At 43.2% G+C, this 24,671-nt stretch carries 13 protein-coding genes and 12 tRNA genes; 24 read left to right on the top strand and 1 reads right to left on the bottom strand.

All coding sequences use genetic code 11. From position 1 onward, the window contains the following. Positions 1-33: 33 nt before the first annotated feature. The 20 genes from ICC18_RS27790 (at position 34) to ICC18_RS27695 (ending at position 12,990) form a co-directional block, all read left to right on the top strand. A tRNA-Asn gene (locus ICC18_RS27790) sits at positions 34-109 on the top strand. Between the two features lie 2 nt (positions 110-111). Continuing rightward, a tRNA-Thr gene (locus ICC18_RS27785) sits at positions 112-187 on the top strand. A 13-nt stretch (positions 188-200) separates the two neighbouring features. Further along, a tRNA-Glu gene (locus ICC18_RS27780) sits at positions 201-275 on the top strand. Positions 276-291: 16 nt separating this feature from the next. Further along, positions 292-367: transfer RNA gene (locus tag ICC18_RS27775), tRNA-Val, on the top strand. A gap of 14 nt (positions 368-381) precedes the next feature. Continuing rightward, positions 382-454 (top strand) — tRNA-Thr (locus tag ICC18_RS27770). A 9-nt stretch (positions 455-463) separates the two neighbouring features. Next, a tRNA-Gln gene (locus ICC18_RS27765) sits at positions 464-535 on the top strand. A 9-nt stretch (positions 536-544) separates the two neighbouring features. After that, a tRNA-Lys gene (locus ICC18_RS27760) sits at positions 545-620 on the top strand. 19 nt (positions 621-639) lie between these two features. Further along, positions 640-719: transfer RNA gene (locus ICC18_RS27755), tRNA-Leu, on the top strand. Positions 720-765: 46 nt separating this feature from the next. Further along, positions 766-840 (top strand) — tRNA-Gly (locus ICC18_RS27750). 8 nt (positions 841-848) lie between these two features. Next, a tRNA-Arg gene (locus tag ICC18_RS27745) sits at positions 849-925 on the top strand. 23 nt (positions 926-948) lie between these two features. Further along, positions 949-1,022: transfer RNA gene (locus tag ICC18_RS27740), tRNA-Pro, on the top strand. Positions 1,023-1,029: 7 nt separating this feature from the next. Continuing rightward, positions 1,030-1,100, top strand: a tRNA-Gly gene (locus ICC18_RS27735). A gap of 710 nt (positions 1,101-1,810) precedes the next feature. Next, the gene (gene ppc / locus ICC18_RS27730) at positions 1,811-4,597 is read left to right on the top strand and encodes a phosphoenolpyruvate carboxylase (protein WP_188177673.1); all 2,787 of its coding nucleotides are present in this window, start codon (positions 1,811-1,813) and stop codon (positions 4,595-4,597) included. A gap of 500 nt (positions 4,598-5,097) precedes the next feature. After that, entirely contained in the window at positions 5,098-5,676 is a 579-nt protein-coding gene (sigW, locus tag ICC18_RS27725) for an RNA polymerase sigma factor SigW (RefSeq protein WP_188177672.1), read from the top strand. Between the two features lie 88 nt (positions 5,677-5,764). Next, positions 5,765-6,370, top strand: coding sequence for a zf-HC2 domain-containing protein (locus ICC18_RS27720; protein ID WP_188177671.1), 606 nt, complete (start codon positions 5,765-5,767; stop codon positions 6,368-6,370). A gap of 177 nt (positions 6,371-6,547) precedes the next feature. Further along, complete coding sequence (gene cdaA, locus ICC18_RS27715) at positions 6,548-7,363, top strand: diadenylate cyclase CdaA (protein ID WP_188177670.1); 816 nt, start codon at positions 6,548-6,550, stop codon at positions 7,361-7,363. Next, positions 7,356-8,600, top strand: coding sequence for a CdaR family protein (locus tag ICC18_RS27710; protein ID WP_188177669.1), 1,245 nt, complete (start codon positions 7,356-7,358; stop codon positions 8,598-8,600). Before cdaA ends, ICC18_RS27710 begins: the two co-directional genes overlap by 8 nt. Before the next feature lie 35 nt (positions 8,601-8,635). Beyond that, positions 8,636-9,976, top strand: a complete 1,341-nt coding sequence (glmM, locus tag ICC18_RS27705; RefSeq protein WP_188177668.1) for a phosphoglucosamine mutase — start codon at positions 8,636-8,638, stop codon at positions 9,974-9,976. 504 nt (positions 9,977-10,480) lie between these two features. Next, complete coding sequence (glmS, locus tag ICC18_RS27700) at positions 10,481-12,310, top strand: glutamine--fructose-6-phosphate transaminase (isomerizing) (protein WP_188177667.1); 1,830 nt, start codon at positions 10,481-10,483, stop codon at positions 12,308-12,310. A 302-nt stretch (positions 12,311-12,612) separates the two neighbouring features. Then, entirely contained in the window at positions 12,613-12,990 is a 378-nt protein-coding gene (locus ICC18_RS27695) for a helix-turn-helix domain-containing protein (RefSeq protein WP_223192921.1), read from the top strand. A gap of 416 nt (positions 12,991-13,406) precedes the next feature. Here ICC18_RS27695 and ICC18_RS27690 read toward each other — a convergent pair whose 3' ends face one another. Next, positions 13,407-16,178 carry a TrlF family AAA-like ATPase gene (locus ICC18_RS27690; protein WP_188177666.1) on the bottom strand — a complete coding sequence of 924 codons (2,772 nt, stop codon included), beginning with the start codon at positions 16,176-16,178 and terminating at the stop codon, positions 13,407-13,409. Positions 16,179-16,635: 457 nt separating this feature from the next. Here ICC18_RS27690 and ICC18_RS27685 point away from each other — a divergent pair, with 457 nt between their 5' ends. The 4 genes from ICC18_RS27685 to ICC18_RS27670 are packed head-to-tail and all read left to right on the top strand — an operon-like array spanning position 16,636 to position 24,563. Next, a complete protein-coding gene (locus tag ICC18_RS27685) occupies positions 16,636-19,383 on the top strand; it encodes a type I restriction-modification system subunit M (protein WP_188177665.1) in 2,748 nt (915 codons plus the stop codon). 1 nt (position 19,384) lies between these two features. After that, positions 19,385-20,608, top strand: a complete 1,224-nt coding sequence (locus tag ICC18_RS27680) for a restriction endonuclease subunit S (protein WP_188177664.1) — start codon at positions 19,385-19,387, stop codon at positions 20,606-20,608. Between the two features lie 15 nt (positions 20,609-20,623). Further along, positions 20,624-24,013, top strand: coding sequence for a type I restriction endonuclease subunit R, EcoR124 family (locus ICC18_RS27675; protein WP_188177663.1), 3,390 nt, complete (start codon positions 20,624-20,626; stop codon positions 24,011-24,013). Further along, entirely contained in the window at positions 24,000-24,563 is a 564-nt protein-coding gene (locus tag ICC18_RS27670) for a PIN domain-containing protein (protein WP_188177662.1), read from the top strand. The genes ICC18_RS27675 and ICC18_RS27670 overlap by 14 nt, the downstream gene beginning before the upstream one ends. Positions 24,564-24,671 lie beyond the last annotated feature (108 nt).

Here is a 24,671-nt window from a genome sequence, read left to right as displayed (position 1 = left end):
GTTCTGGGAGAGTAGAACGTTGCCAAGCGATGTTCCCTGATAGCTCAGTTGGTAGAGCACTCGACTGTTAATCGAGTTGTCACAGGTTCGAGTCCTGTTCGGGGAGCCAATGCTTCCATAGCTCAGTCGGTAGAGTGCATCCATGGTAAGGATGAGGTCACCGGTTCGATCCCGGTTGGAAGCTCCACGATTTTTTATGAGGCCCGTTGGTCAAGGGGTTAAGACACCTCCCTTTCACGGAGGTAACAGGGGTTCGAATCCCCTACGGGTCACCACTTTTTAACAAATTTTGGAGGCTTAGCTCAGCTGGGAGAGCATCTGCCTTACAAGCAGAGGGTCGGCGGTTCGATCCCGTCAGCCTCCACCATCTATACTAATTATGCCGTTGTAGCTCAACTGGTAGAGCAACTGACTTGTAATCAGTAGGTTGGGGGTTCAAGTCCTCTCGACGGCATGTGTGTAATGGGGATTAGCCAAGCGGTAAGGCAACGGACTTTGACTCCGTCATGCCAAGGTTCGAATCCTTGATCCCCAGTTCTTACACGAGCCATTAGCTCAGTTGGTAGAGCACCTGACTTTTAATCAGGGTGTCGTAGGTTCGAGTCCTACATGGCTCACCATTTGCCTTATTTACAGTGTGCGCGTATGGCGGAATTGGCAGACGCACTAGACTTAGGATCTAGCGGGAGACCGTGGGGGTTCAAGTCCCTCTACGCGCATCACACCCCCATAAAGCAATTCGTTGCTTTATGGGGACCCTATTATGCGGAAGTGGCTCAGGGGTAGAGCATCGCCTTGCCAAGGCGAGGGTCGCGGGTTCGAATCCCGTCTTCCGCTCCATTATTTATGTGCCCATAGCTCAGCCGGATAGAGCGTTTGACTACGAATCAAAAGGTCGGGAGTTCGAATCTCTCTGGGCACGCCATTTTTATAAAAAATCAATACTATCGGGACGTAGCTCAGCTTGGTAGAGCACCTGCTTTGGGAGCAGGGGGTCGCATGTTCAAATCGTGTCGTCCCGATAAACACGCGGGTGTAGTTCAATGGTAGAACTCCAGCCTTCCAAGCTGGTAGCGTGGGTTCGATTCCCATCACCCGCTTAAATAAAAAGAAGATCACCGATTAATTAGGTGATCTTCTTTTTATTTAGGCTCTGTTAAACTTTGTTGTTGATTTTCTTTATTTAAGTAACGGGACTTAAAAAAGAAACAACGATTCTGTATGAAATTTCATATAAAATCGGGCTCTTCGCTTCAATTAGAGCTTTTGTGTATGATTTTTCGTGTATAACTATGGAAATTACCGTTTGAAGGATAAATCTGTATGATTTTTCGAGTATATATGAGGGAACGATAGTTTCGAAATGATCGCTAATTGTTTAGGTGGTTTTTCTTACCACATAAGAATTTATAAGTTTCCGATGAGTTGGAAAACGAAATTCTTATTGGCGAATAAACCTTCCGCTGAACGCGGTCGCACATCTTCGAAAGACCTCGATAGAGGTTTATCTCATGGTTAGAAATCAACAATGAAGAATTTAACAAAGCCTTTATTTAAAGGTACGGGGAGAGAACCCACCAGAGTTCGACCATCCGTGATAACATCGTATGTTTTAATTTTCAGCAAAGGTAATGTCTTCACACTAGATGACATACATAAATTACCACGACCTAATTGGGGTCTTTTTTTATTTTTACTCTATGTGCAAAGAGCGGATTGTGGTAAAATATTCTGAAATGGGTTTTTCTAAGGAAGAACTTTGCTAGAGAGAAGCTTTAATGTAGCATAGTGAATAGATGAGGTGGAGAGTATGTCAGAGAACGGAATCAGCTTACAAAAGCAATCAACCAATAACCTGCTGCGCAGGGATGTACGCTTCTTAGGTCACATATTGGGTGAAGTTCTTGTCCATCAAGGTGGTAATGAGCTGCTCGATGTCGTAGAGAAAATTCGTGAAATGAGTAAATCGTTAAGAGCTCATTATGTACCTGAGATATACGAGGAATTCAAGAAGACGATCAGCTCGTTAGATCCGGAAATACGTCACCATGTTATTCGTGCTTTTGCTATTTATTTTCAACTTGTTAATATTGCCGAGCAGAATCATCGGATTCGCCGCAAAAGAGATTACGAGCGTTCTTCCGGTGAATTGGTACAACCAGGATCCATTGAGAGCATCGTACAAGAGTTGAAGAACAATCATATCCCTTATCAAGAGGTGCAAGAGATTCTTCAGGCCATCTCACTGGAACTCGTGATGACTGCACATCCAACTGAAGCGATGCGTAGAGCTGTTCTCGATGTGAATCTTCGCATTTCCGAAGATATGATGAAGCTGGATAATCCGATGCTGACTCATCGAGAGCGCGAGCAACTTCGTGAGAAGCTGCTGGGTGAAGTTCTTAGCCTATGGCAAACGGACGAGCTTCGTGATCGTAAACCTACGGTAATCGATGAAGTTAGGAATGGGTTGTACTATTTTGATGAAACGTTATTTGATGTGCTTCCGGAGGTCTATCATGAGCTGGAGCGCTGTCTAAATAAATACTATCCACAAGAAGGATGGCATGTGCCATCGTTCTTGAAATTTGGCTCTTGGATCGGCGGGGACCGTGATGGTAACCCATCCGTTAAAGCGAATGTAACATGGGAAACATTAGGGCTGCACCGGCAATTAGCTCTTCAGAAGTATGAAGAGATTCTCAAGGAAACGCTCGAACACATGAGTTTCAGTAAAAATATTGTTCACGTCAGCGATGCTTTGTTAGCATCCATCCAAAGCGATCGTGAAGCACTTGGCAATATTCAAGACGTATGGCGCAACGAAAAAGAGCCGTATAGAATCAAGACGACATATATGATTGAGAAGATTCATCAGACAGGCAACCCGAACGTACCTTCTACTCAGAAATATAACAGTCCTGAAGAGTTTATTGCTGATTTGCAAATAATTGATGCAAGTTTAAGAGGTCATTACGCCGATTATGTAGCTGATAAATATATCAAAAAGCTGATCCGTCAGGTAGAGCTGTTCGGCTTCCATTTGGCTGCGCTGGATATTAGACAGCATAGCAAAGAGCATGAGAATGCCATGACTGAGATTTTGGCGAAAATGGGTCTTGTTGCTGACTACAGCAAACTGTCAGAGGAAGAGAAAATCAGCTTATTAACAAGCGTTTTGAATGATCCAAGACCGATTACATCGATGTACTTGGAATATACAGAAGGTACGGAAGAGTGCCTGAACGTATACCGCACGGTTGGACGTGCACAAAAGGAATTCGGGCGCAACTGTATCAACAGCTATTTGATCAGTATGACGCAAGGGGCTAGCGACCTGTTAGAGGTGCTGGTGTTTGCTAAAGAGGCAGGGCTGTATCGTAAGGAGAGTGATGGCAGTGTAACTTGCACGCTTCAATCTGTGCCTCTATTTGAGACGATTGATGACTTGCATGCGGCTCCTGAGATCATGAGCACTCTATTAGCGATACCGGCTTACAAGGCGAGCCTGGACCCTGTTACGCAGCTGCACGAGATTATGCTCGGGTATTCGGACAGCAACAAAGACGGCGGCGTGATTACGGCAAACTGGGAGCTGCGTATGGCGCTCCAGAATATTACCGAAGCGGCGAAACAATTCGGCGTGAAGCTGAAGTTTTTTCATGGCCGCGGCGGCGCGCTTGGTCGCGGCGGTATGCCGCTTAACCGGAGTATTTTGGCACAACCGGTAGAAACACTAGGCGGCGGTATTAAAATTACTGAGCAAGGCGAGGTGCTTTCTTCTCGTTATTCCTTGAAAGGTATTGCTTACCGCAGCTTGGAGCAGGCAACTTTTGCTTTGATTACGGCCTCTAAGCTATCGCGTTCTCCTCAAAGGCATCCGTTGGAAGAGAAGTGGGAGCATATCATGAGAGGTATTTCTGAGCAAGCGCAGACGAAATATCAAGATTTGATTTTCCGGGATGAAGATTTCTTAACGTTCTTCAAGGAGTCCACGCCGCTTCCGGAAATCGGTGAACTAAACATTGGCTCACGCCCGTCTAAGCGTAAGAATAGCGATCGTTTCGAGGATTTGCGTGCCATTCCATGGGTGTTCGCATGGACGCAAAGCAGATACTTACTGCCTGCTTGGTATGCGGCTGGAACGGGTTTACAAAGCTTTTACCAGGGTGAAGCGCAAAATCTGGATACGTTAAAAGAAATGTATGCGGAATGGTCATTCTTCCGTTCTATGATCGACAATTTGCAGATGGCATTAGCCAAAGCAGATCTTCTCATTGCCAAGGAATACGGCAGCATGGTTAAGAAATCGGAAATTGCTGAGCGTATCTTCGGCTTGATTAGGGAAGAATACGATTTAACTTCTTCGATTATTTTGCAAATTACCGGACAGCAAGAAATTCTGGATAACGTTCCTGTTATCCAGGAGTCGATTCGTCTACGTAATCCCTACGTGGATCCGCTGAGCTATATGCAGGTTGAATTGCTTGCAGAGCTTCGTGCATTACGCGATAATAATGAGGATGATGCGGTTCTGCTGCGTGAAGTTTTGCTTACCATTAACGGAATTGCCGCAGGGCTTAGAAATACGGGCTGATCCATAGAATATATAACGGAAAAGCATGGAACAGGATGTAGGAGTCGGGGCCTTAGATGATGAGGCGCTCGACTTTTCCTGTCATTTCCCGCTGTTGCCCATGGACAGGAGTTGTTGAACAACGTGGGGCGATGGTTGGCTATAGTCCTTGTTATCATAGGGGCTTCAAGATTAGCGATGGACAAATTACTCCGGCTCAAATGACGATGGGAACATTATTTGTTTGGCTGCTTATACTTTTTAATAAAAAGTCTTGGGTAAATCCTTGCAAAGGACCGTGGATAAAGTTAGGAATGATTGGTATATTTGGATTAGCGGGCTTCTATTTAGCTTACTGTCAGCTTTAACGTACAGTTTTTATCGGGGAACCCGTATCTGGGCTTCAGTGGTTAGGTATGGGATTGATTCTTGGAAGCATTATTATTTCTGAATACAAAACGGGAACTACTGCGTAAGAATAGATAAAGGAATTGAATTGCCAAGAAGCCGGAGGTATCGTAGTGAATTTTGTTGAAGCACGTCTGGCGAAGCTGGCCAGGAATGGGGATCGAAACGCTTTTGCTGAGCTTGTAGAGCTCTATAAGGACAAGATCTTTCACTTGGCTTATCGAATGTTAAATAACAAGCAAGAGGCCGAGGATGCGGTGCAGGAGACGTTCTTGCGCGTTTATACGAATTTGCACAGGTATGATGAGAATCAGAAATTTTCGACTTGGATCTTCCGAATCGGGACAAATTTATGTATCGACAAGCTTCGGAGAAGGAAGAACACCTATTCGTTGGATGCAGAAATGCCGGATGGCGAGGGGAACGATTATTATGCCATGCTCCCTAGTCACGAAGATACGCCTGAGAAGCAGGTGATTGTATCGGAAACACAGGAACAGATTCGTGAAGCTATAGAGACGCTTCCAGAGAAGTATAAATCTGTCGTGGTTCTTAGATATTTGCACGATATGTCGCTTCAGGAGATCGGAGATGTACTTCAAATGCCTGTAACAACAGTCAAAACAAGGGTGCATCGCGGACGGGAGTACTTGCGCAAGCGGTTGGAGCAAGAGGTTCATGTTACTATATAAAAAAACTGTTCCAAAGTGAAACATATTTGAAATTCAAACGTATGGTATACCACAAAACGCAAAAGTTAAAGAAAGGGGTGGCTTAATCATGAATTGTAAGGAAGCCCTCCCGCTCATTCACGAATATCTCGATGGTGATTTGCAGGGTGCAGAAACTCTTCAGCTGAAGGAGCATCTGATATCTTGTACGGCATGCCATGCCTTGTTCAGAGAATTGGAGAGAACGGATGCGATTGTCAGATCGTTACCTTCGGTCCATGTATCTGACACTTTGACTGCGCAGATTATGAGCGGACTTCCACCAATGAAGAAACGCAATGTATGGACGGAATGGATTCGCAGGCACCCGGCTGTATCTGTAGCGGTTGTTTTTGCAGCTGTCATGTTCGGTAGTTTCATGTCCATGTGGAATGATGATAAGAACTTGATGGTGAAGGGCAGTGACCTGCAAGATGTTGTTATTCAGGGCGATACGGTTATTGTGCCTCAAGGCCATACGGTTAACGGGGATCTCGTTGTACAGCGCGGTAAATTACAGGTTGATGGCGATGTGACAGGGAACTTGACTGTGATTGACGGTTCGCTCAATTTGGCATCAACGGCGCACATCTCCGGACAGGTCACGCAAGTGGACGAGGCCATAAGTTGGATTTGGTACAAATTAAACGAGTTCGTGGGCATGCTTTCAAAATAAGATAAGACGTCCTTTATCTGGCTGTCAGCTGGATTAGGACGTTTTTTTTGTGAGAAAATTAACAGATTGAAGACATAAAACGCCATTTGGGAGAGATAAATAGAAGTATCGAATGGATTATGGTATGATTCTAATACAGAGAGAACAATGTGTGCAGTCGTTGGGGGAGAATAACAGATGGACTTACTCACGAGCATTTCGATTAAGGATGTCATCGATATTCTAATCGTCAGCTATGTGATTTATAAACTGATTCTCATCGTTCGTGGGACAAGGGCCATTCAGTTAATGAAGGGGATTCTTGTCGTTGTCATTACTTGGGCACTCAGCATATGGTTTAAGTTGAGCACCTTGCAATGGATGATGAATCAGACTTTGACGTTCGGGGTCTTGGGGATCATGATTATCTTCCAGCCCGAGCTGCGTCGGGCACTTGAACAGTTGGGCCGCGGCAGTTTGTTCAGCCGTTCATCCTCCGAGGAGGATCAGGATGTGAACAAGCGGATCGGCGAAGTGATCCGGGCTGCGAATTATTTGGCCAAGAGGAAGATAGGCGCTTTAATTGTATTCGAGAAAGAGACTGGTCTCACGGACTACGTGGAATCCGGTATTGCGATAGAGAGTAAGATCAGCGCGGAGCTGTTGATTAATATTTTCATCCCGAATACGCCGCTGCACGATGGTGCTGTTATTATGCGCCAAAATCAATTGATGGCTGCAGGGTGTTATTTACCGCTGTCTGAGAACCCTTTTATCAGCAAGGAGCTTGGTACTCGGCACCGCGCAGCGATTGGCATGAGCGAAGTTTCGGATGCGATGTGTATCGTTGTCTCCGAAGAGACCGGACAGATTTCATTGACGATGAACGGGCATATTGTTCGGGATATTAAAGAGGAATCGCTCATCGCGAAGCTGTTTGAAGAACTGAAGCCGAAGGCCAAAGTGAAAGAAAAGAACCCTTTCTTGAAGTGGAGGGGGCGATCGAATGGATAAATGGTTGCGAAATACGAATGTCGTGCGGGTCGTCGCGCTGATCATCGGTATTTTTCTATGGGTTGTTGTGCATATGGAGGAGACGAACGTTTCCGGTACTTCTCCATTAAGAGAGCGCGTCGAAACGATTAATAACGTCGCGATTACGACCAGATATGATGAGAGTCGCTATTTCATCTCATCTATGTCTCCATCGAATGTACAGGTAATTCTGAGCGGGAAAGAATCTGCCGTGAAGAAAGTAACGACAAGCAATAATTATCAAATTCAGCTAGATTTGACGCAGGTCGGCAAAGGGGATCATGAGCTTTCGCTAACGCCAGTAGGATTTCCGTCGGATGTGGAAGTTCAAGTCGTTCCAAGGACCGTGCATGTCGTTATCGAAGAGTTGCAAATGAAAGAAGTACCTGTTGTTATTAATATCAAAGGTACTCCGGCAGCAGGGCTTAAAGCTGGACAACCTATAGTAAAACCGAATAAAGTATATATCACGGCACCGACGAGTAAGTTGGAACAGATTGAGAACGTCCTAGGCGAAGTTTCTGTGGATAAGGCTCAATCCGCTGTAACGAAGCAAGTGAGGCTGCAAGCTTTTAATAAAGAGGGTAAAGAAGTTGTGGTCAATATGAATCCGACCGTCGTGGATGTCGAGGTTCCTATTACGAGTCCGTTCCAAACCATCCCACTTCAACTGAAGCTGAGCGGAGAACCGCCTAAAGGATACGCTATAGCCTCTGTAACCCAAAATCCGGACAAGATTACGGTCTATGGAACACAAGAGGAAGTGGATCGACTGGAGTTCTATCAGGGGCCGCAATTGAGCATTCAAGATATCAAGGAAACAAAGGATTATTCACTAGATATCCCGCTTAGGAATAAAGTAACTCAACTGGACCCGGATAAAGTTATTGTACGTGTTGAAATCGTCCCTTCGATTACGAAGGCGATGGAGAACATTCCGATAACGATTATCGGCCAAAATGAAAACTACAACACAAAAGTGGTTGCACCGGATACGGCAAAGTTGAACGTCACGGTAGAAGGCGCACCGGCTCTTATTGATCAGATTAAGCCGGAAGACATTCAAGCGATACTGGATGTAAGCAATTTGCCGCCAGGGAAGCACGAATTGAATGTTACTATGAATCTGCCTACTTACGTAAAGCTGGGTTTGCCTGAAGACGTGAAAGCTACTGTAGAAATCAGCGAGAAAGCACCGAAAGTCGCAAGGCCTTAAGCCGCGGCTTATAGAAAAAGAGGAGAAGAATAGACATGGGGAAATATTTTGGTACAGATGGTGTTCGGGGAGTTGCCAACAACGAGCTGACGCCTGAATTAGCTTATAAAGTCGGCCGCTGCGGCGGTTATGTATTAACAAGGCAAGCTCAGCATCCGAAGGTTATCATTGGGCGGGATACTCGGATTTCGGGGCCTATGCTGGAGGCAGCCTTGGTTGCAGGATTACTGTCCATTGGCGTAAATGTGATTCGAATCGGTGTTGTCAGCACACCGGCTGTTGCCTATTTGACGAAGAAGCTGGGAGCAGATGCCGGGGTTATGATCTCGGCGTCACATAATCCGGTTGAGGATAATGGCATCAAGTTTTTCGGCGGCGACGGCTTTAAACTGCTGGATGAGAAGGAGCTGGAGATCGAACAGCTGCTGGATGCGGCTGTGGATGAGCTGCCGCGGCCTGTAGGCGGCGAGATCGGTACGGTTTCGGACGATGAGGATGCGAAGTTTGCTTATCTGGAGTTTTTGAAATCGACCTTATCCGGGTCTTTCCAAGGATATAAGGTCGTACTGGATTGCGCGAATGGAGCCGCATATGAGCTCGCACCGAAGGTGTTCCGCGATCTGGGAGCGGAAGTCATCACGATCGGCGCTGAGCCGAACGGGCGCAACATCAATGACGATTGCGGATCTACCCATCCCGAGAAGCTTCGCGAGGAAGTGGTGAAGCATGGCGCAGCCATTGGGCTCGCTTTTGACGGTGACGCGGATCGGCTGATCGCGATCGATGAGACAGGCGCCGAAGTAGACGGCGACTATATCCTTAGCATTTGCGGCGATGCAATGAATCGCGCAGGGAAGTTAAACCATAGCACGATAGTTACGACGGTTATGGCGAATATCGGCTTTTTCAAAGGGATTGAAAAAGCGGGTTTGAAAGCTTTGCAGACCGCAGTCGGCGATCGCTATGTGATGGAAGAGATGCGCAAGGGCGGCTATAACCTGGGCGGCGAGCAGTCGGGGCATGTTATTTTCCTGGATTACATTTCGACCGGTGATGGTATACTAACTGCTTTACAGCTAATGAATACCGTTGTTCAATCAGGGAAAAAGCTAAGCGAATTGAAAGGCATTATGCGCAAATATCCGCAGCTGCTGGTCAATGTACGGGTTGCTGATAAAAGCAAGCTGAAAGACAACGCGGTTATTGAAGAAGCTATTCGCAAGGTGGAAGAAGAGCTTGGAGATAATGGCCGCGTGTTAGTTCGTCCATCGGGTACGGAGTCTCTGATCCGTGTTATGGCTGAAGGTCCGGATAAAGAACAAGTCGAGGCTTATGTCCAAACCATCGCTAAAGTGATTGAAGAACAGCTGGTATAAAGATTATAGTGATTGGGGATCCCCTTTCTTGGTTGATTGCTTGAAGGGGGATTCGCTTATTTTGTATAGAACAGGTGCCGGTTTCAAGAAAAAAATGTTGCGTAGAAGCTCTAAAATGAATATGATGTAAAGAGGTTTTTGCAAATTTTCATAATTCCCTTACTCAAGAAGGAAAGGCAGGGTAGAGGTTGACCAAGTAACAATAGCGCCAGAACTCGCAAGCGGGACGGAAAAGTATGATACTGCGCGAACGAGTTGACGAGGTGAAGGTGTTCGAAACATTCGGCGGGGACCTTCCGGTAAGAAGCTAGAGTACCGTTAAGTTGGAAGGCAAAAACGCTCGGGCGACCGGGCTGACAAGATTCCAACATGCTAGCAACATAAATAAGAACTTATTGATCGTTATTATAGATGTTGTGCTTTATTTGGTATGAGAACAAAATCAGGATCTTTGACAAACAGCCTTACATTCAGAGGCTTATAAAACTATGGAGGTACTACACTATGTGCGGAATCGTTGGATATATCGGCAAGCGTAATTCTCAAGAAATTCTACTGGAAGGTCTCAAAAAACTCGAGTACCGGGGCTATGATTCGGCTGGTGTAGCTGTATATACGGCGAGCGGGCTGCAAATTCAAAAAGCAAAGGGACGGATTGCGAACCTTGAATCCAAGCTGGAGGAAGCTCCTCTGAACGGAAGCGTTGGAATCGGGCATACGCGCTGGGCGACGCACGGTAAGCCATCCGATGTGAATTCGCACCCGCATACGGACAACTCGATGAAATTTTCCGTCGTGCATAATGGGATTATTGAGAATTACATTAGCTTAAAGGAAGAATTGATGGCCAAAGGGCATGTGTTCGTATCGGAAACGGATACGGAGGTCATTTCTCACCTGATTGCCGATTTGTATGAAGGAGATATTCTGAAAGCCGTTCAGAAGGCGGTTAAACGCATGACCGGTGCTTTCGCACTGGGTGTTTTGACTGAACTCGAACCGGATCGATTGGTGGCAGTTCGACAAGCTAGTCCTCTCATCATCGGTATCGGTGAAGGCGAGAACTTTATTGGTTCGGATATCCCGGCTATTTTGGAATATACGCGTAATGTATTTATTTTGAACGATGGCGAAATGGCACTATTGACCAGAGAAGGTGTCGAATTAATGACCCTCGAAGGCAATTTTATTTCCCGGGAAATGTTCCATGTCGATTGGGACATTATTACAGCTGAAAAAGCCGGATTTGATCATTTTATGTTGAAAGAAATCCATGAACAGCCTAAAGCTTATCGCGATACGATGGGAAGTCGCATTTCGATAAATGGAAGCCGAGTAACGTTAAATGAATTGTCGATGACGCCTGAAGAGATTCGTAATATCAGCCGTGTTCATATTGTAGCTTGTGGTACGGCGTATCATGCAGGTATGGTTGGAAAATATGTCATCGAGAAGCTAGCTCGCATTCCGGTTGAAACGGATGTAGCATCCGAATATCGTTATCGCTCACCGATTATTACGAAGGACACGCTCGTGATTGTTGTGAGTCAATCCGGTGAAACGGCAGATACGTTGGCTGCGCTTCGTGAAGCAAAACGATGTGGAGCGCGCGTGATGGCAATCACGAATGTGGTGGGCAGCTCAGTAGCCCGCGAAGCGGACGACATCATCACGACTTGGGCGGGGCCTGAGATCGCGGTAGCGTCAACAAAGGCTTATACATCGCAATTGATTGCTTTTTATTTGTTTGGGCTGCATCTGGCTCAAACGTTGGGAACGCAGTCGATTACAGAGATTGAAGAGACGATTGCCGCTTTGAAGGAGCTTCCTACACAGGTAGAAGCGATCCTGGAACAAGCTGAAGCAATTAAAGGTGTAGCCGAAGAGATGGCTAAACATGACAACCTCTTCTTCATCGGTCGTGGTTTGGATTATGCGGTAGCGTTGGAAGGCTCCTTGAAGCTGAAGGAAATTTCCTATATCCACTCCGAAGCTTATGCAGCAGGCGAGTTGAAGCATGGTACCTTGGCGCTTATCGAGGATGGCGTTCCAGTTATCGCATTGGCTACTCAACACGAGCTGCTGGAGAAAACTGTAAGCAACATTAAAGAAGTGAAAGCACGCGGCGCTAACGTGTTGGGTATCGCCGTAGAAGGCGAAATGGAGCTGCAGAAGTCCGTTGACAGCACCTTTGTGATTCCGAAGACGCTGGATGTATTGTCACCAGCGCTTGCCGTTGTGCCGTTGCAATTGCTATCTTACTATGCGTCTTTGGCGCGTGGTAATGATGTGGATAAGCCGCGGAATTTGGCGAAGAGCGTGACAGTAGAGTAAAACTAGACGATCCTGAAGATTTTTTTGTTCTGAGTAATAATTAATCCTGTCAGTAAAAATAATTAAATTTGGCAGTGAATATAATAACAAAATGTCATTAAAATCAAATGTTTTTCGAGTATTTTTTCGCACTGTATGGGGATTTTGCAGAGGAAACAAATGAAAAATTGAAATACTGTTGGCTTAACGGATTATGACAATGTTAAAGAAAATAAGAGTTAAAAATTATATTTAACTTCGTCATAATACGTGAGTTTTTAACTGTCCGATTAAACGGTGGAACTACTACTGAGTCAGTCCCGATGGAACATCTTCATCGGGACTTTATTTCTAATGTTGGGGTGATGGAATTGTCAACCTTAGGGGAGAGAATTAGGGGGATAAGAAAGAACAATCAATTAAATCAAATTGAATTTGCCAATATGATCGGCGTATCACAAGGTACCCTTAGCGAACTGGAACAAGATAAGTACAAGCCGTCAGTTGATATACTTATTGTAATACAAGAAAAATTTAAGGTTGGTATAGAATGGTTAATCATCGGATCAGCCGAAGATACATATAGCATCAATCTTAATGAGAAGGAAACCAAATTGATTTCTGGATTCAGAAAACTAAATAACGATGATCAAGATGAGATTATAGAGATTATTGGAATTAAACTTAAAAGATATATTTAGTTCATGTTTTCAACGTAATACATGTCACACGTTGTAGGCTTAAACGATTTTGCTCAAAGGGCAATGTTAAGTATTGTTTTTGAAGAAACTATATGTCCATGGTGCTTTCCTTAGGTAAAACATTGTTTCTACACTTGCTGGCATCATCATCATCTTATGTATCACAGATATAATATAGAAATGACATTTTGTGATTTGCGACTGAATTTCAACTCGCAACCTCCCATGAATACGGTAAAACAAAGAGATAACAGAAAATGCAGTTGTCAAATTAGAGTTGACAACTGCATTTTAATGGAAGGATATGTGGATAGCGTTTATGCTATGCTTACAATTTGTTTAAGTTGTTTTGTTAAAGGACAATTATTTGGAAATCCCGAAGCCTTAAATTGATATAAAGTTGAAACTTGAACCGGCTAGAAATTATATTTCTCTTGTCTTCGCTTAAATGCTTCCCTAGATCCCTCCATGATGTCTAACACGGCTTCTTTGACATGCGGTTTCTCAAGTCCGCCTTCAGCCTTCAGAATGCCTTTGCCCATTTCGGTGTGTAATGCATAGAGCAATTCGCAATCTCCGTTGACCGGAATATTAGCGTTGTGTGTAGCAAGGATGATTTGGCGGTTGTGTTTGACCCTTCTCAAAAGTGGAACCAGTTGATTATAAATGAAATCAGAATCCAGCTCATCTTCTGGTTGGTCAATAAGTAAAGGATTTGTTCCATGAGCAAAAAGTAATGCTAAAATCGCAGTGTTCTTTTGTCCGTCGGAAAGTCCACCGTCATCCAGAGAACCAGCGCGAGTTCCATCATCCCGATATAATGTGATATTGATTCTGTCATTAATTCGAGTGACTTGCATTGTCTCCCAATATCCAATACCTTCTCCCGTGAGATATGCATTAAGCTCACCATGGTATCCTCTTAGCTCGGAAGGCATCAGTTCCACATTTTCTAGCCACTGCGTGAGTAATGTCCATGGAGTCAAGTCTTCGCTTACTTCAAATGATTGAAACAATTTTTCGCCAATTGTATCCCAATTTCTCCCTAGACGAGTGTTACCGCGAATGTTATGGTTCGTACCCCATATCTGCTTGAAATGCTCCTGATCTCTACATTTGAAGATTTCAACGGATATGAAAGGGGAACCCTGCCTCGTATAAGGAATAGATCCGGATGCCAAAATTGAATAGATTTTTTCAGTCTTCAGCGTTGTCTGTGCGAGCCAAGTATCATGAAGAGTTCCAATGCTCGAAAATAGTTTTTCAATTTCTTGCGAAGAGTTGGCTAATTTTTTTTCTCTCTCATCCAAATCTTGTTCTTTTAATTGAATGCTGTGCTCTAGCTCCTTCATAACTTCAAGCTGATCAGGGTGAACACCTTTTTCATGGCAGGCAGCAATAAAATCTGTTTTTGTTTGTTGAATAGCAACTGTTATTGCTTCCCATTTCTCGTTTTTCTCCGTAAGACTGTCCACTGCTTCGGAATATTTTATTAATGCAGCTTCCACGCCTTTTTCTAATTCTTGTTTCGCGGCTCTTAATCCCACATTTAAGTCGTCAAAGAAAGGATCATCTAACCAATCTTGTTTAACAAGATCAGCATGTTCCCTTGTGGATGATTTAATTTGTTCGTTCCAAGATGCAACGAGTTGCTTGGTCTCCTCTAAGACTTCATGGATGTAGTTTTCTGCAACCAAAGCCTTATTCCTACGCTCGTTTTCCGCCTGTACAGACACGAATGCATTCCATTGTCTTTGAATCTCGCTAATCTCTTGAAGAAGGGTATTACGCTCATTCTTGAGACGCTCGATGGTATTTCTCGATTGAAATAAATTTTGGATGGTCGATCTCAACTCAATTTCCTTCGATTTTAGTCTGTCAAGCTCTGAGCCGGAAATGGTGTCAATCAATATTGATAAACTTTTCTGTTCTTGAGCAATTTCGGATATTTCTCGCTGACTGAATACTTGAACTTTCAAGTTCCTCAAGATAGTTGCAGGATCTTGTGCTTCTCTACTAATAATTCTCGCATTTTGTGAGGCGATATCGTATTCAAAAGTATCCGTTAGTCCATTTAGACCCTCCCAAGTGAGCCTTACCACTGATGTTGGAGGTAACGTTCTTCTAACTCTTTGAATCTGCTCTGTTTCATTTAGATCTTGATTATGAGATACAGCGAGCCGGATATATTCAAGAATTGACGATTTACCTGAACCCCTACCGCCTATAATACAATTTAAATGAGGGGATAAATGAATCGTTTGATCGTCAAGAAAGGCAGCGTTTTCTATGGATAGAGAAATAATCTTGTCATGTCTAACATTTTCGTTAGGATTATTTGGACTCAACGCTATTCGTTCATGATCAAGGAAAGCTTGAATGATGGATTTTAATGAAGGGTCGGACATCTTGACCCATGTATGTCTTTTACCTATGTAGCCTTTAGAACTTTCATTAATACTATATGCATCCGATGACATGACAGCAGCTATTCTTCGTTCTCTTTTCCACTCGGCGTGACAAGCTACATCCGCAGTAATTAATCTCTGCATATTTACGGAAAAATCAGCAAGCGGCTTCGGGAGCTCTAGCGCCAGCAATTTCGGATTTAGGAACATGTCCCTTTGAAAGAATTCTGTAAGAAAATCGTCATTTAGGAGACCGCTATCCGATAGGGGGTGAGCGGCGATAATGACTCCGTTATGATCTTCTTGCACGATCTTTTCAATACGATCAAATGTAGCTTGTGGCAACGGTACAATATTCCCGTTTCTAACACGTTCGGACCTAGTAAGTCCTAATTGCGTTACGATATCGTCGATATCATGAAGCGGCTTATTTACATCAAAAATACAAAGCAAATGAATACCTAATCCTTGAGAAACCTCTATCTCAAAACCAGGGAAAATAACCAAAGGAGGCTTCTGCAATTGATTCGCAATGTAATCGTTTCTACCCTTCAATACACGTAGGTAATCAATGCCAATAAAGTTATGATCGGTAATGCACACTACTTCTAATCCGACTTCGTGGCACCGGGTCAAATATAAGTCAACGGATCTAATTAATTCATCTTGAGAATGTTCCTTTTTCAAGTGCGCCGGGTCACTTTGAAGCCAATTATTAGGGTCACCTGGTGTTTGCATTTGAAAATCACACTTGTACCATCTCATTCCTTGGTAAGACATGCAGAATACCCCCATATGTAGTAATTGAAAAGACTAATTTCGACATAAAGCATGGAAGAACCTTCTAAATTACCAATTATGGAAACAAGGAATCAAGACCTATCCTGTCGAATTAGTTTCTTTTCTTGTATAATATAGAATTAGGAACTGACAGGATGGTGCTTTTAAATGAGTACTGCGTATCATAACTTTGTTTACGGGCTAACTAAGCAGAATGCTGCTAAATATACTCGAACGTCGCCTGAATCACTCGAGCAGAGTGAACATAAAAGGTGAAAGTTACCACCATAGCCCAACGGAATTAGTGAAGACCTCCATTTTGTGGACGACTGCACGAATGCCGCACAGTATAAAGTGTTTAAGTTGATTTTTGATAAACTTGAGTAGGGGCAGTATTACAGAATGATGATGAGCGAACTTAAAACAAACCGTAAAGATATGAAATTGGAGGATTATCATGAATAAGCAACAACTTGCCACGAAAATATGGGAATCCGCTAATAAAATGCGCTCAAAAATCGAGGCCAACGAATATAAAGATTACATTCTAGGCTTCATATTTTATAAGTATCTTTCGGACAGGGAGTTAAAGTTTCTAAAAGAAGAAGGCTTTCCCCAGGAAGATATCGAGACGCTTGTTGAAGACGATGCCGAAACCGTAAAGTATGTTCGTGAACGTGTCGGATATTTTATTGCTTACAAGGACCTGTTCTCAACATGGCTCAAAATGGGCAAAGATTTCGATGTGTCTAATGTCACGGATGCCTTATCAGCATTCAACCGTCTGATTAATCCCTCTTATAAGATGGTATTCGAGGGGATATTCAATACCTTGCAAATTGGTTTGAGCAAACTCGGTGACAACTCCGCTTCTCGAACCAAAGCGATAAGCGATCTAATTCATATGATTAAAGATATTCCAATGAATGGAAAGCAGGACTATGATGTCCTTGGCTTCATTTATGAATATCTGATTAGCATGTTTGCAGCCAATGCTGGAAAAAAGGCAGGAGAATTTTACACGCCGCATGAAGTATCCCTTCTTATGTCCGAAATTGTTGCAGGCCATCTGAAAGATAGGACGGAAATCAACATTTACGACCCGACGAGCGGTTCGGGCTCCCTTTTGATCAACATCGGTCGTTCTGTTGCAAAGTATATTAATGATGAAGACAACATTAAATACTTTGCACAGGAACTAAAGCAGAATACATTCAACCTGACTCGTATGAATTTAATTATGCGTGGCATCCTTCCGGATAATATCGTTACCCGCAATGGTGATACTTTGGAAGATGATTGGCCGTACTTTGATGAAGCCAACCCGATTGAAACGTACAATCCACTTTATGTGGATGCGGTTGTTTCCAATCCCCCATACTCTCAGCATTGGGACCCGAGCAATAAGGAAACAGACCCTCGCTACGCACGTTTCGGTCTAGCTCCGAAATCAAAAGCCGATTATGCTTTCTTGCTTCACGACTTATTTCATCTTAAGCCGGACGGCATCATGACGATAGTTCTTCCTCATGGTGTTTTATTCCGTGGAGGTGAAGAGGGCCAGATTCGAAGAAATCTTGTTGAAGGCAATCACATCGATGCTATCATTGGGCTTCCTTCCAATATTTTCTTTGGTACGGAAATTCCGACAGTCATCATGGTTTTGAAGCAAAAGCGTGAGAATACTGATGTTTTGATTATTGATGCATCCAAAGGCTTTATTAAAGTTAACAAGAACAATATGCTCAGAGCATCTGATATTAAAAAGATCGTTGATGCTGTAATTGCCAGAGTCGATATTGACAAATTCTCAAGGAAAGTCAGTCGTGAGGAAATCCGCCGAAATGAATACAACTTGTATATTTCGAGATATGTTGATTCTTCCGAAGGCGTTGAAAAGTGGGACCTATTTGCTTCTATGTTTGGCGGCATTCCAATGAGCGAAATTGCTGAACTTGGTGAGTACTGGGGTGCTTTCCCGGAATTAAAAGAGGCCTTGTTTACAAAAGGTGAAGGTCCTTATGCTGAATTAACATTTGGCAATATTGAACAGACTGTCAATGAGCATCCCGCCGTAAAATCTCTTTTTTCTAATTTCATGGGGGCTTTTGGGGACTTTTACAGTTTCATGAAAAATGAGCTTATAACTAATATGGCAAGCCTGAATGTTTTAAAAGAAGAGGCTGTATTGAGTGCTGAAATTTTTGCCCGACTTACCTCCATTCCGCTTATTAATAAATACGAAGCCTATCAAATTCTTGCTGATGAGTGGGCAAAAACATCTGTTGATCTTGAAGTTATTCAGACAGAGGGCTTCAACGCTGTTAAGAAGGTTGATCCCAACATGGTCATTAAGAAGAAGGACGGCAAAGAGGAAGAAGTACAGGACGGTTGGATCGGTCATGTTATTCCGTTTGAACTTGTGCAGCGGACACTTCTTTCGGATGAATATGAAGCGGTTATGCAAAAAGAGGGCCGCCTTGCCGAAATCTCCTCTGAATATGATGAAATACTCGACTCACTTTCCGAAGAAGAAAAGGATTCAAGCGTGACAACCGAGTCAAGTGATGCGTTCGTCGCAAAAGAAGTCAGTGAAAAACTTAAAGAAATCTATGCTGATGTCGATACCCAGGAAATTAAGGCTCTTAACGCCTATGCCGAACTTTCCAGGAAAGCCGACAAACTTGCCTTTATCAGCGCACACGACGACGTCGTATGGTCCAATATGGAAGCGAGCCATGATGGCACCTATGCTAAAAAAGCTGTAAATGCTTATTTAGCAGAGCTTCAATGTGTTTTTGAATTTCCGGAAGAATCCTTTGAAGCAAAAATTATAAAAGTAAGTAAGTTGATGGCCGAAGAAAAAGAAGTAAAAGCACAGGTAAAAGCGGATGCCGCAGCCTTGCATATGAAGACCAAGGAAACCATTGAATCGCTTTCCGACGAACAGGCGCTTGCACTGCTTGAGCAAAAATGGATTTTTCCGCTTACGGAGAGTATCAAGCAACTTCCCCATGCGGTAATTCATGTTCTGGTACATAAAATCAAAGCCCTTTCTGACAAATACGCTGTCACATACTCTGCGATCGAATCGGAGGTAAAGGAAACGGAGGCTTCCCTCTCGGCACTCTTTGATGAACTCGTCGGTAATGATTATGATATGAAAGGTCTCAGCGAGTTCCAGAGGCTGTTAAAGGGTGAATGATATGGTTGGAAAAGATAATAAACCAGAGATTCGATTCACTGGATTTACCGATGCTTGGGAACAGCATGAGTTGAGAGAAATATACACAGAGAGGAAAGAGCGAGGATACGATTCGTTACAGATTCTTTCCGTTTCTATCCAACATGGGGTTTCAACCGAAGAATTAGACAGTGATACTTTAGGGAAAAAAGTACGCAGGAGCGAGGATAAATCTCTATATAAACATGTTTATTTCGGTGATCTTGTACTTAACATGATGCGTGCGTGGCAAGGGGCGCTCGGAGTCGTAATGTCAGAGGGGATGGTAAGCCCTGCATATATAACTGCTATTCCTAGCGCACAGCTTTACCCTCTGTTTATGGATTATTGTTTACGCCGAGATGAAATGATTATTCAGATGAACAATCTCTCTTATGGAGTCACCGACTTCAGAAAAAGACTATATTGGGACTCGTTTATTAATGTTTTGTGTCGAATACCTTCTGTTTCTGAGCAGGAGAGAATTTCGGCCTTCTTCACCCACCTTGACAACCTTATCACCATTCATCAGCGTAAATATGACAAGCTGATAATCGTCAAAAAATCCATGCTCGAAAAAATGTTCCCGAAGGATGGAGTCAATGCTCCGGAATTTCGTTTTGCCGGATTTACTGAAGCGTGGAAACAGCGCAAGTTGAAAGATATTTCGGACAAGGTCATAGAAAAGAATGTAAATCTAAAATTTACAGAAACATTTACGAACTCCGCAGAGTTCGGAATAATTAGCCAACGTGATTTTTTTGACCATGATATTTCAAATGCAGCAAACTTGAATGGCTATTACGTGGTAAAAAGTGAGGATTTTGTTTACAATCCAAGAATTTCAACATTTGCCCCTGTTGGACCAATTAACCGTAATAAATTGGGCAGAAGCGGCGTAATGTCGCCACTTTATACTGTTTTCAGAACTCACGACATTGATAACACATTTCTCGAGCAGTATTTTAAAAGCAGATATTGGCATTCGTTTATGAAGTTGAACGGCGACTCAGGTGCAAGGTCTGACAGATTTTCAATTAAGGATTCTGTGCTTATTGAGATGCCAATACCATACCCAAGTTTGAAAGAGCAACAAAAAGTTGGTGAGTATCTGACACAATTCGACAAACTCATCACCCTTCATCGGCGTAAGTTAGAAAAGTTGAAGAATATCAAGAAAGCTATGCTCGGAAAAATGTTTGTGTAGAGGTGTGAACGCACAATGGTCTTTAACAAAGAATCTGATTTTGAGGAATCCTTGATAGAGGTACTATCACATAAAGGCTGGGAACCTAAGGTTTTAAAGAACCCCTCTGAAGAAGATTTAATAAAAAACTGGGCGGGTATTCTTTTTGAAAACAACAGAGGGATTGACCGTTTGAATAATTATCCTCTAACAAGCGGCGAGATGCAACAGATTATGGAGCAGATCACGACACTTCGTTCGCCTTTGAAATTAAACGGGTTTATCAATGGGAGAACTGTAGCCATTATTCGTGATAATCCCGATGATACTCTGCACTTCGGTAAAGAGATCAGCCTCAAAATCTACGATCGCCGTGAAATCGCTGCCGGACAAAGCCGCTATCAGATCGCACAACAGCCTAAATATAAGAGCAAGTCCAAAATATTAAATGACCGCCGCGGCGACTTGATGCTCTTGATCAATGGTATGCCGGTTATACATATTGAGCTGAAGCGCAGCGGCGTTTCGGTCAGCCAGGCTTATAACCAAATCGAAAAATACTCCGATGAAGGGATTTTCACCGGAATATTTGCGCTGATTCAAATATTTGTTGCTATGGAACCGGCAGAAACTGTTTATTTCGCCAATCCCGGAATGGACGGAAAGTTCAATAAAGATTACTATTTTCACTGGGCAGATTTTAATAACGAGCCTATTAATGATTGGAAAACGATTGCTTCTTCACTGCTTTCCATTCCGATGGCACACCGGCTTATCGGCTTTTACACTGTTGCTGATGACACCGATGGCGTATTGAAAGTCATGCGTAGTTATCAGTACTATGCAGCAAATGCGATTTCTGACCGTGTTTCCAAAACCAACTGGGACGGTCGAGATAGGCTTGGCGGATATGTTTGGCATACCACAGGCTCAGGCAAGACGATGACAAGTTTTAAGTCGGCGCAATTGATTGCAAACTCCAAAGATGCCGATAAAGTCATCTTCCTTATGGACAGAATTGAACTCGGAACTCAGTCCTTAAAAGAGTATCGCGGTTTTGCAGATGAAAATGAGTCCGTTCAGGCAACGGAAGATACGATAGTATTAATTTCAAAACTAAAAAGCGACGACCCGGCCAATACACTTATCGTCACATCTATTCAGAAAATGAGCAATATCAAGGACGAAGAAGACGGATTAAATGCTCATGATATTAAGATAATGAATTCCAAGAGAATTGTTATTATTGTCGATGAGGCGCATCGCACTACCTTTGGAGATATGCTCCAAAATATAAAGGATTCTTTTCCGTCTGCCGTTTTCTTTGGATTTTCAGGAACACCCATTCAGGATGAAAACCAGAAAAACATGAACACTACCTCGACCATCTTCGGCAACGAGTTGCACAGGTACAGCATTGCCGACGGGATTCGTGATAAAAATGTTCTTGGATTCGATCCTTATAAAGTGTTGACCTACAGAGATCGGGATATTCGGCAGGCTGTTGCTTTGGAGCGGGCAAAAGCCTCTACCGTTGAAGAAGCTCTAGCTGATCCTGATAAGAGCGAAGTCTTTTATAAATATATGAATTCCTCTGAAGTAAAAATGGCTGGCTATATTGGTGATGATGGAAAGTATGTGAAGGGTATTGAGGACTATTTGGCAAAATCCCAATATCAAAGGGAAGAACATCGGAGTACGGTTATTCGTGACATTGCAGATAACTGGGTGACATTAAGCCATAATAGCAAGTTTCATGCAATCTTTGCTACAAGCAGCATTCCAGAGGCGATCCGTTATTATCGAATAATAAAACAAGCCCTGCCCACATTAAAGGCTACCTGCTTGTTTGACCCAAGCATTGACAATAACGGTGGAGTAGCTTTCAAAGAGGATGGTCTTGTTGAAATAATCGAGGATTATAACGCCAGATACAAACAGGAATTTAGTCTGAAGAGATACGACAAGCTGAAAAAGGACATTGCTGCAAGACTTGCTCACAAAAAGCCATATCAATTTATTGAGAGAACACCCGAAATGCAGCTCGATCTTCTGATTGTAGTCAACCAGATGCTTACAGGCTTCGATTCCAAGTGGATTAACACGCTGTACATGGATAAGATGCTTGAATACGAAAATATCATTCAGGCATTCTCGCGCACCAATCGTTTGTTCGGCCCGGAAAAACCCTTTGGAACGATACGATACTACAGATATCCGCATACAATGGAGCAACACATCGAAAAAGCTGTGAAGACCTATTCTGGCGATAAGCCAATTGGATTGTTTGTAGAACGGCTTGAGTATAACTTAAACAAGCTGAATGCAATTTTTGTTGATATCAGTGAACTGTTCGCTCGTTCTGGGATTCCGAACTTTGAAAAACTGCCGGATGATCGTTCGGAGCGCGGTAAATTTGCCTCGCTCTTCAAATCATTCAATGACTATCTGGAAGCTTCAAAAATTCAAGGTTTTAAGTGGAATCAATCAACTTACCTGTTCAGCCAGGGCAGTGGTAAGCCAAAGACTCGAGTCGAAATGAAACTGGATGAAAATACTTATTTGGTTCTGGCTATGCGGTATAAAGAGCTGTTCGGCGGCGGAGGTGGGGGTGGCGGCGACGATGTTCCTTTCGAGATCGTTGGTTACCTGACGGAGATTGATACCGGGAGAATCGATTCAGATTATATGAACTCGCGTTTTGAAAAGTTTCAGAGAATTCTTACTCAAGATAATGTTGATGAAGCTGAAATGCGGAAGACGCTTGATGATCTGCATAAGTCATTCGCTGCATTGACGCAGGAAGAACAAAAGTATGCAAATATCTTTCTTCACGACGTAGAAAGCGGAAATGCCAAGATGGAAAGTGGGAAAACTTTCAGGGAATACGTCACTGAATATCAATTCAGAGCAAAGAATGACCAAATCAGGCGTATTTCACGATTTTTAGGGGTAGATGAAAGGAAACTCCGTAATCTGATGGCTGCCAATGTAACTGAAGCAAGCATCAATGAATTCGGTCGTTTTGATGATTTGAAGGCCTCCGTAGACAAAGCTAAGGCAAAGGAGTATTTTGAGAGATTAGAAAACGTTAATATACCGATTTTTAAGATCAACATAAAAGTACATAATTTACTCCAGGAGTTCGTTCTTAAAGGTGGGTTCGATATTGAAGAGCCGAAGGTGGAAGTTTACACATCGTCGGAAGTTGCGGAAATATTAGGCGTAACGGATCTGACGATTCTGCGCTGGTGTGATAAAAATAAGTATCCGGAAGCGTATCAAACCGATGGTGGTCACTGGAGAATTCCGCAAAAATACTTCAAAATCAGCCTTGAGCAAGCAAGAAAGCGCAAGGTATATGAGCAACAACTAAATGAATTTAACGCATCAAAGGGGGAGGCCGACGAGAGTGAGTGGATTTAATACCTCCCCCCACGTTCTTTTTGATACAACGGTGCTATGCGGGGCGATCCACAGTCCGGGAATCAATCGTCAGTTGTTAACTATTGCCTCGCAGACGATTGATTACCGGGTTGTTTTATCTCGTGTATGCTTGATGGAGTTTTATCATAACGCCCTATTCAAAGGGATTGGCGGTAAGTTGTATCCCTTAGATCTAGTTGATGACTTTTTGGAACTTTTTGTGTATCCCATCTTAGATAATCAACCAGCCGTAAACAGCCGAGTTGGCAGGCACGCCCTTGATATAGTAAGTAGATTAGGTGACCCTATCGGACAAGCACTAGCGGAAATAAGCGAATGCGATACACAAACGGCCGTCTCCATCGCTCAAGACCACGGTCTACAAAAACCGTTGAGTAACTATGACGAAAACGATGTTCATGTTTGGGTGACGGCAATCAATGAAGAGTGCAAATACATCGTCACGAGTAATACAAAACGCTTCCCTCAAAATATCGGTGGCATCGAGGCTATAAAACCCGGCGATTTTTATAATAAGATTTTGGACTAATACATAAAGCTTTTACCGCTGAACATAACAAGTCCGTTGTGAGGCGGGCTTGTCTTTTTATACAATAAAGCTATAAAAATTTTAAGATTTTTGTAATTTCACCCAATT

Origin of the sequence: Paenibacillus sedimenti, assembly GCF_014534655.1 — a bacterium.
GTDB lineage: Bacteria > Bacillota > Bacilli > Paenibacillales > NBRC-103111 > Paenibacillus_E > Paenibacillus_E sedimenti.
This window is presented reverse-complemented; position numbering and strand designations above follow the sequence as displayed.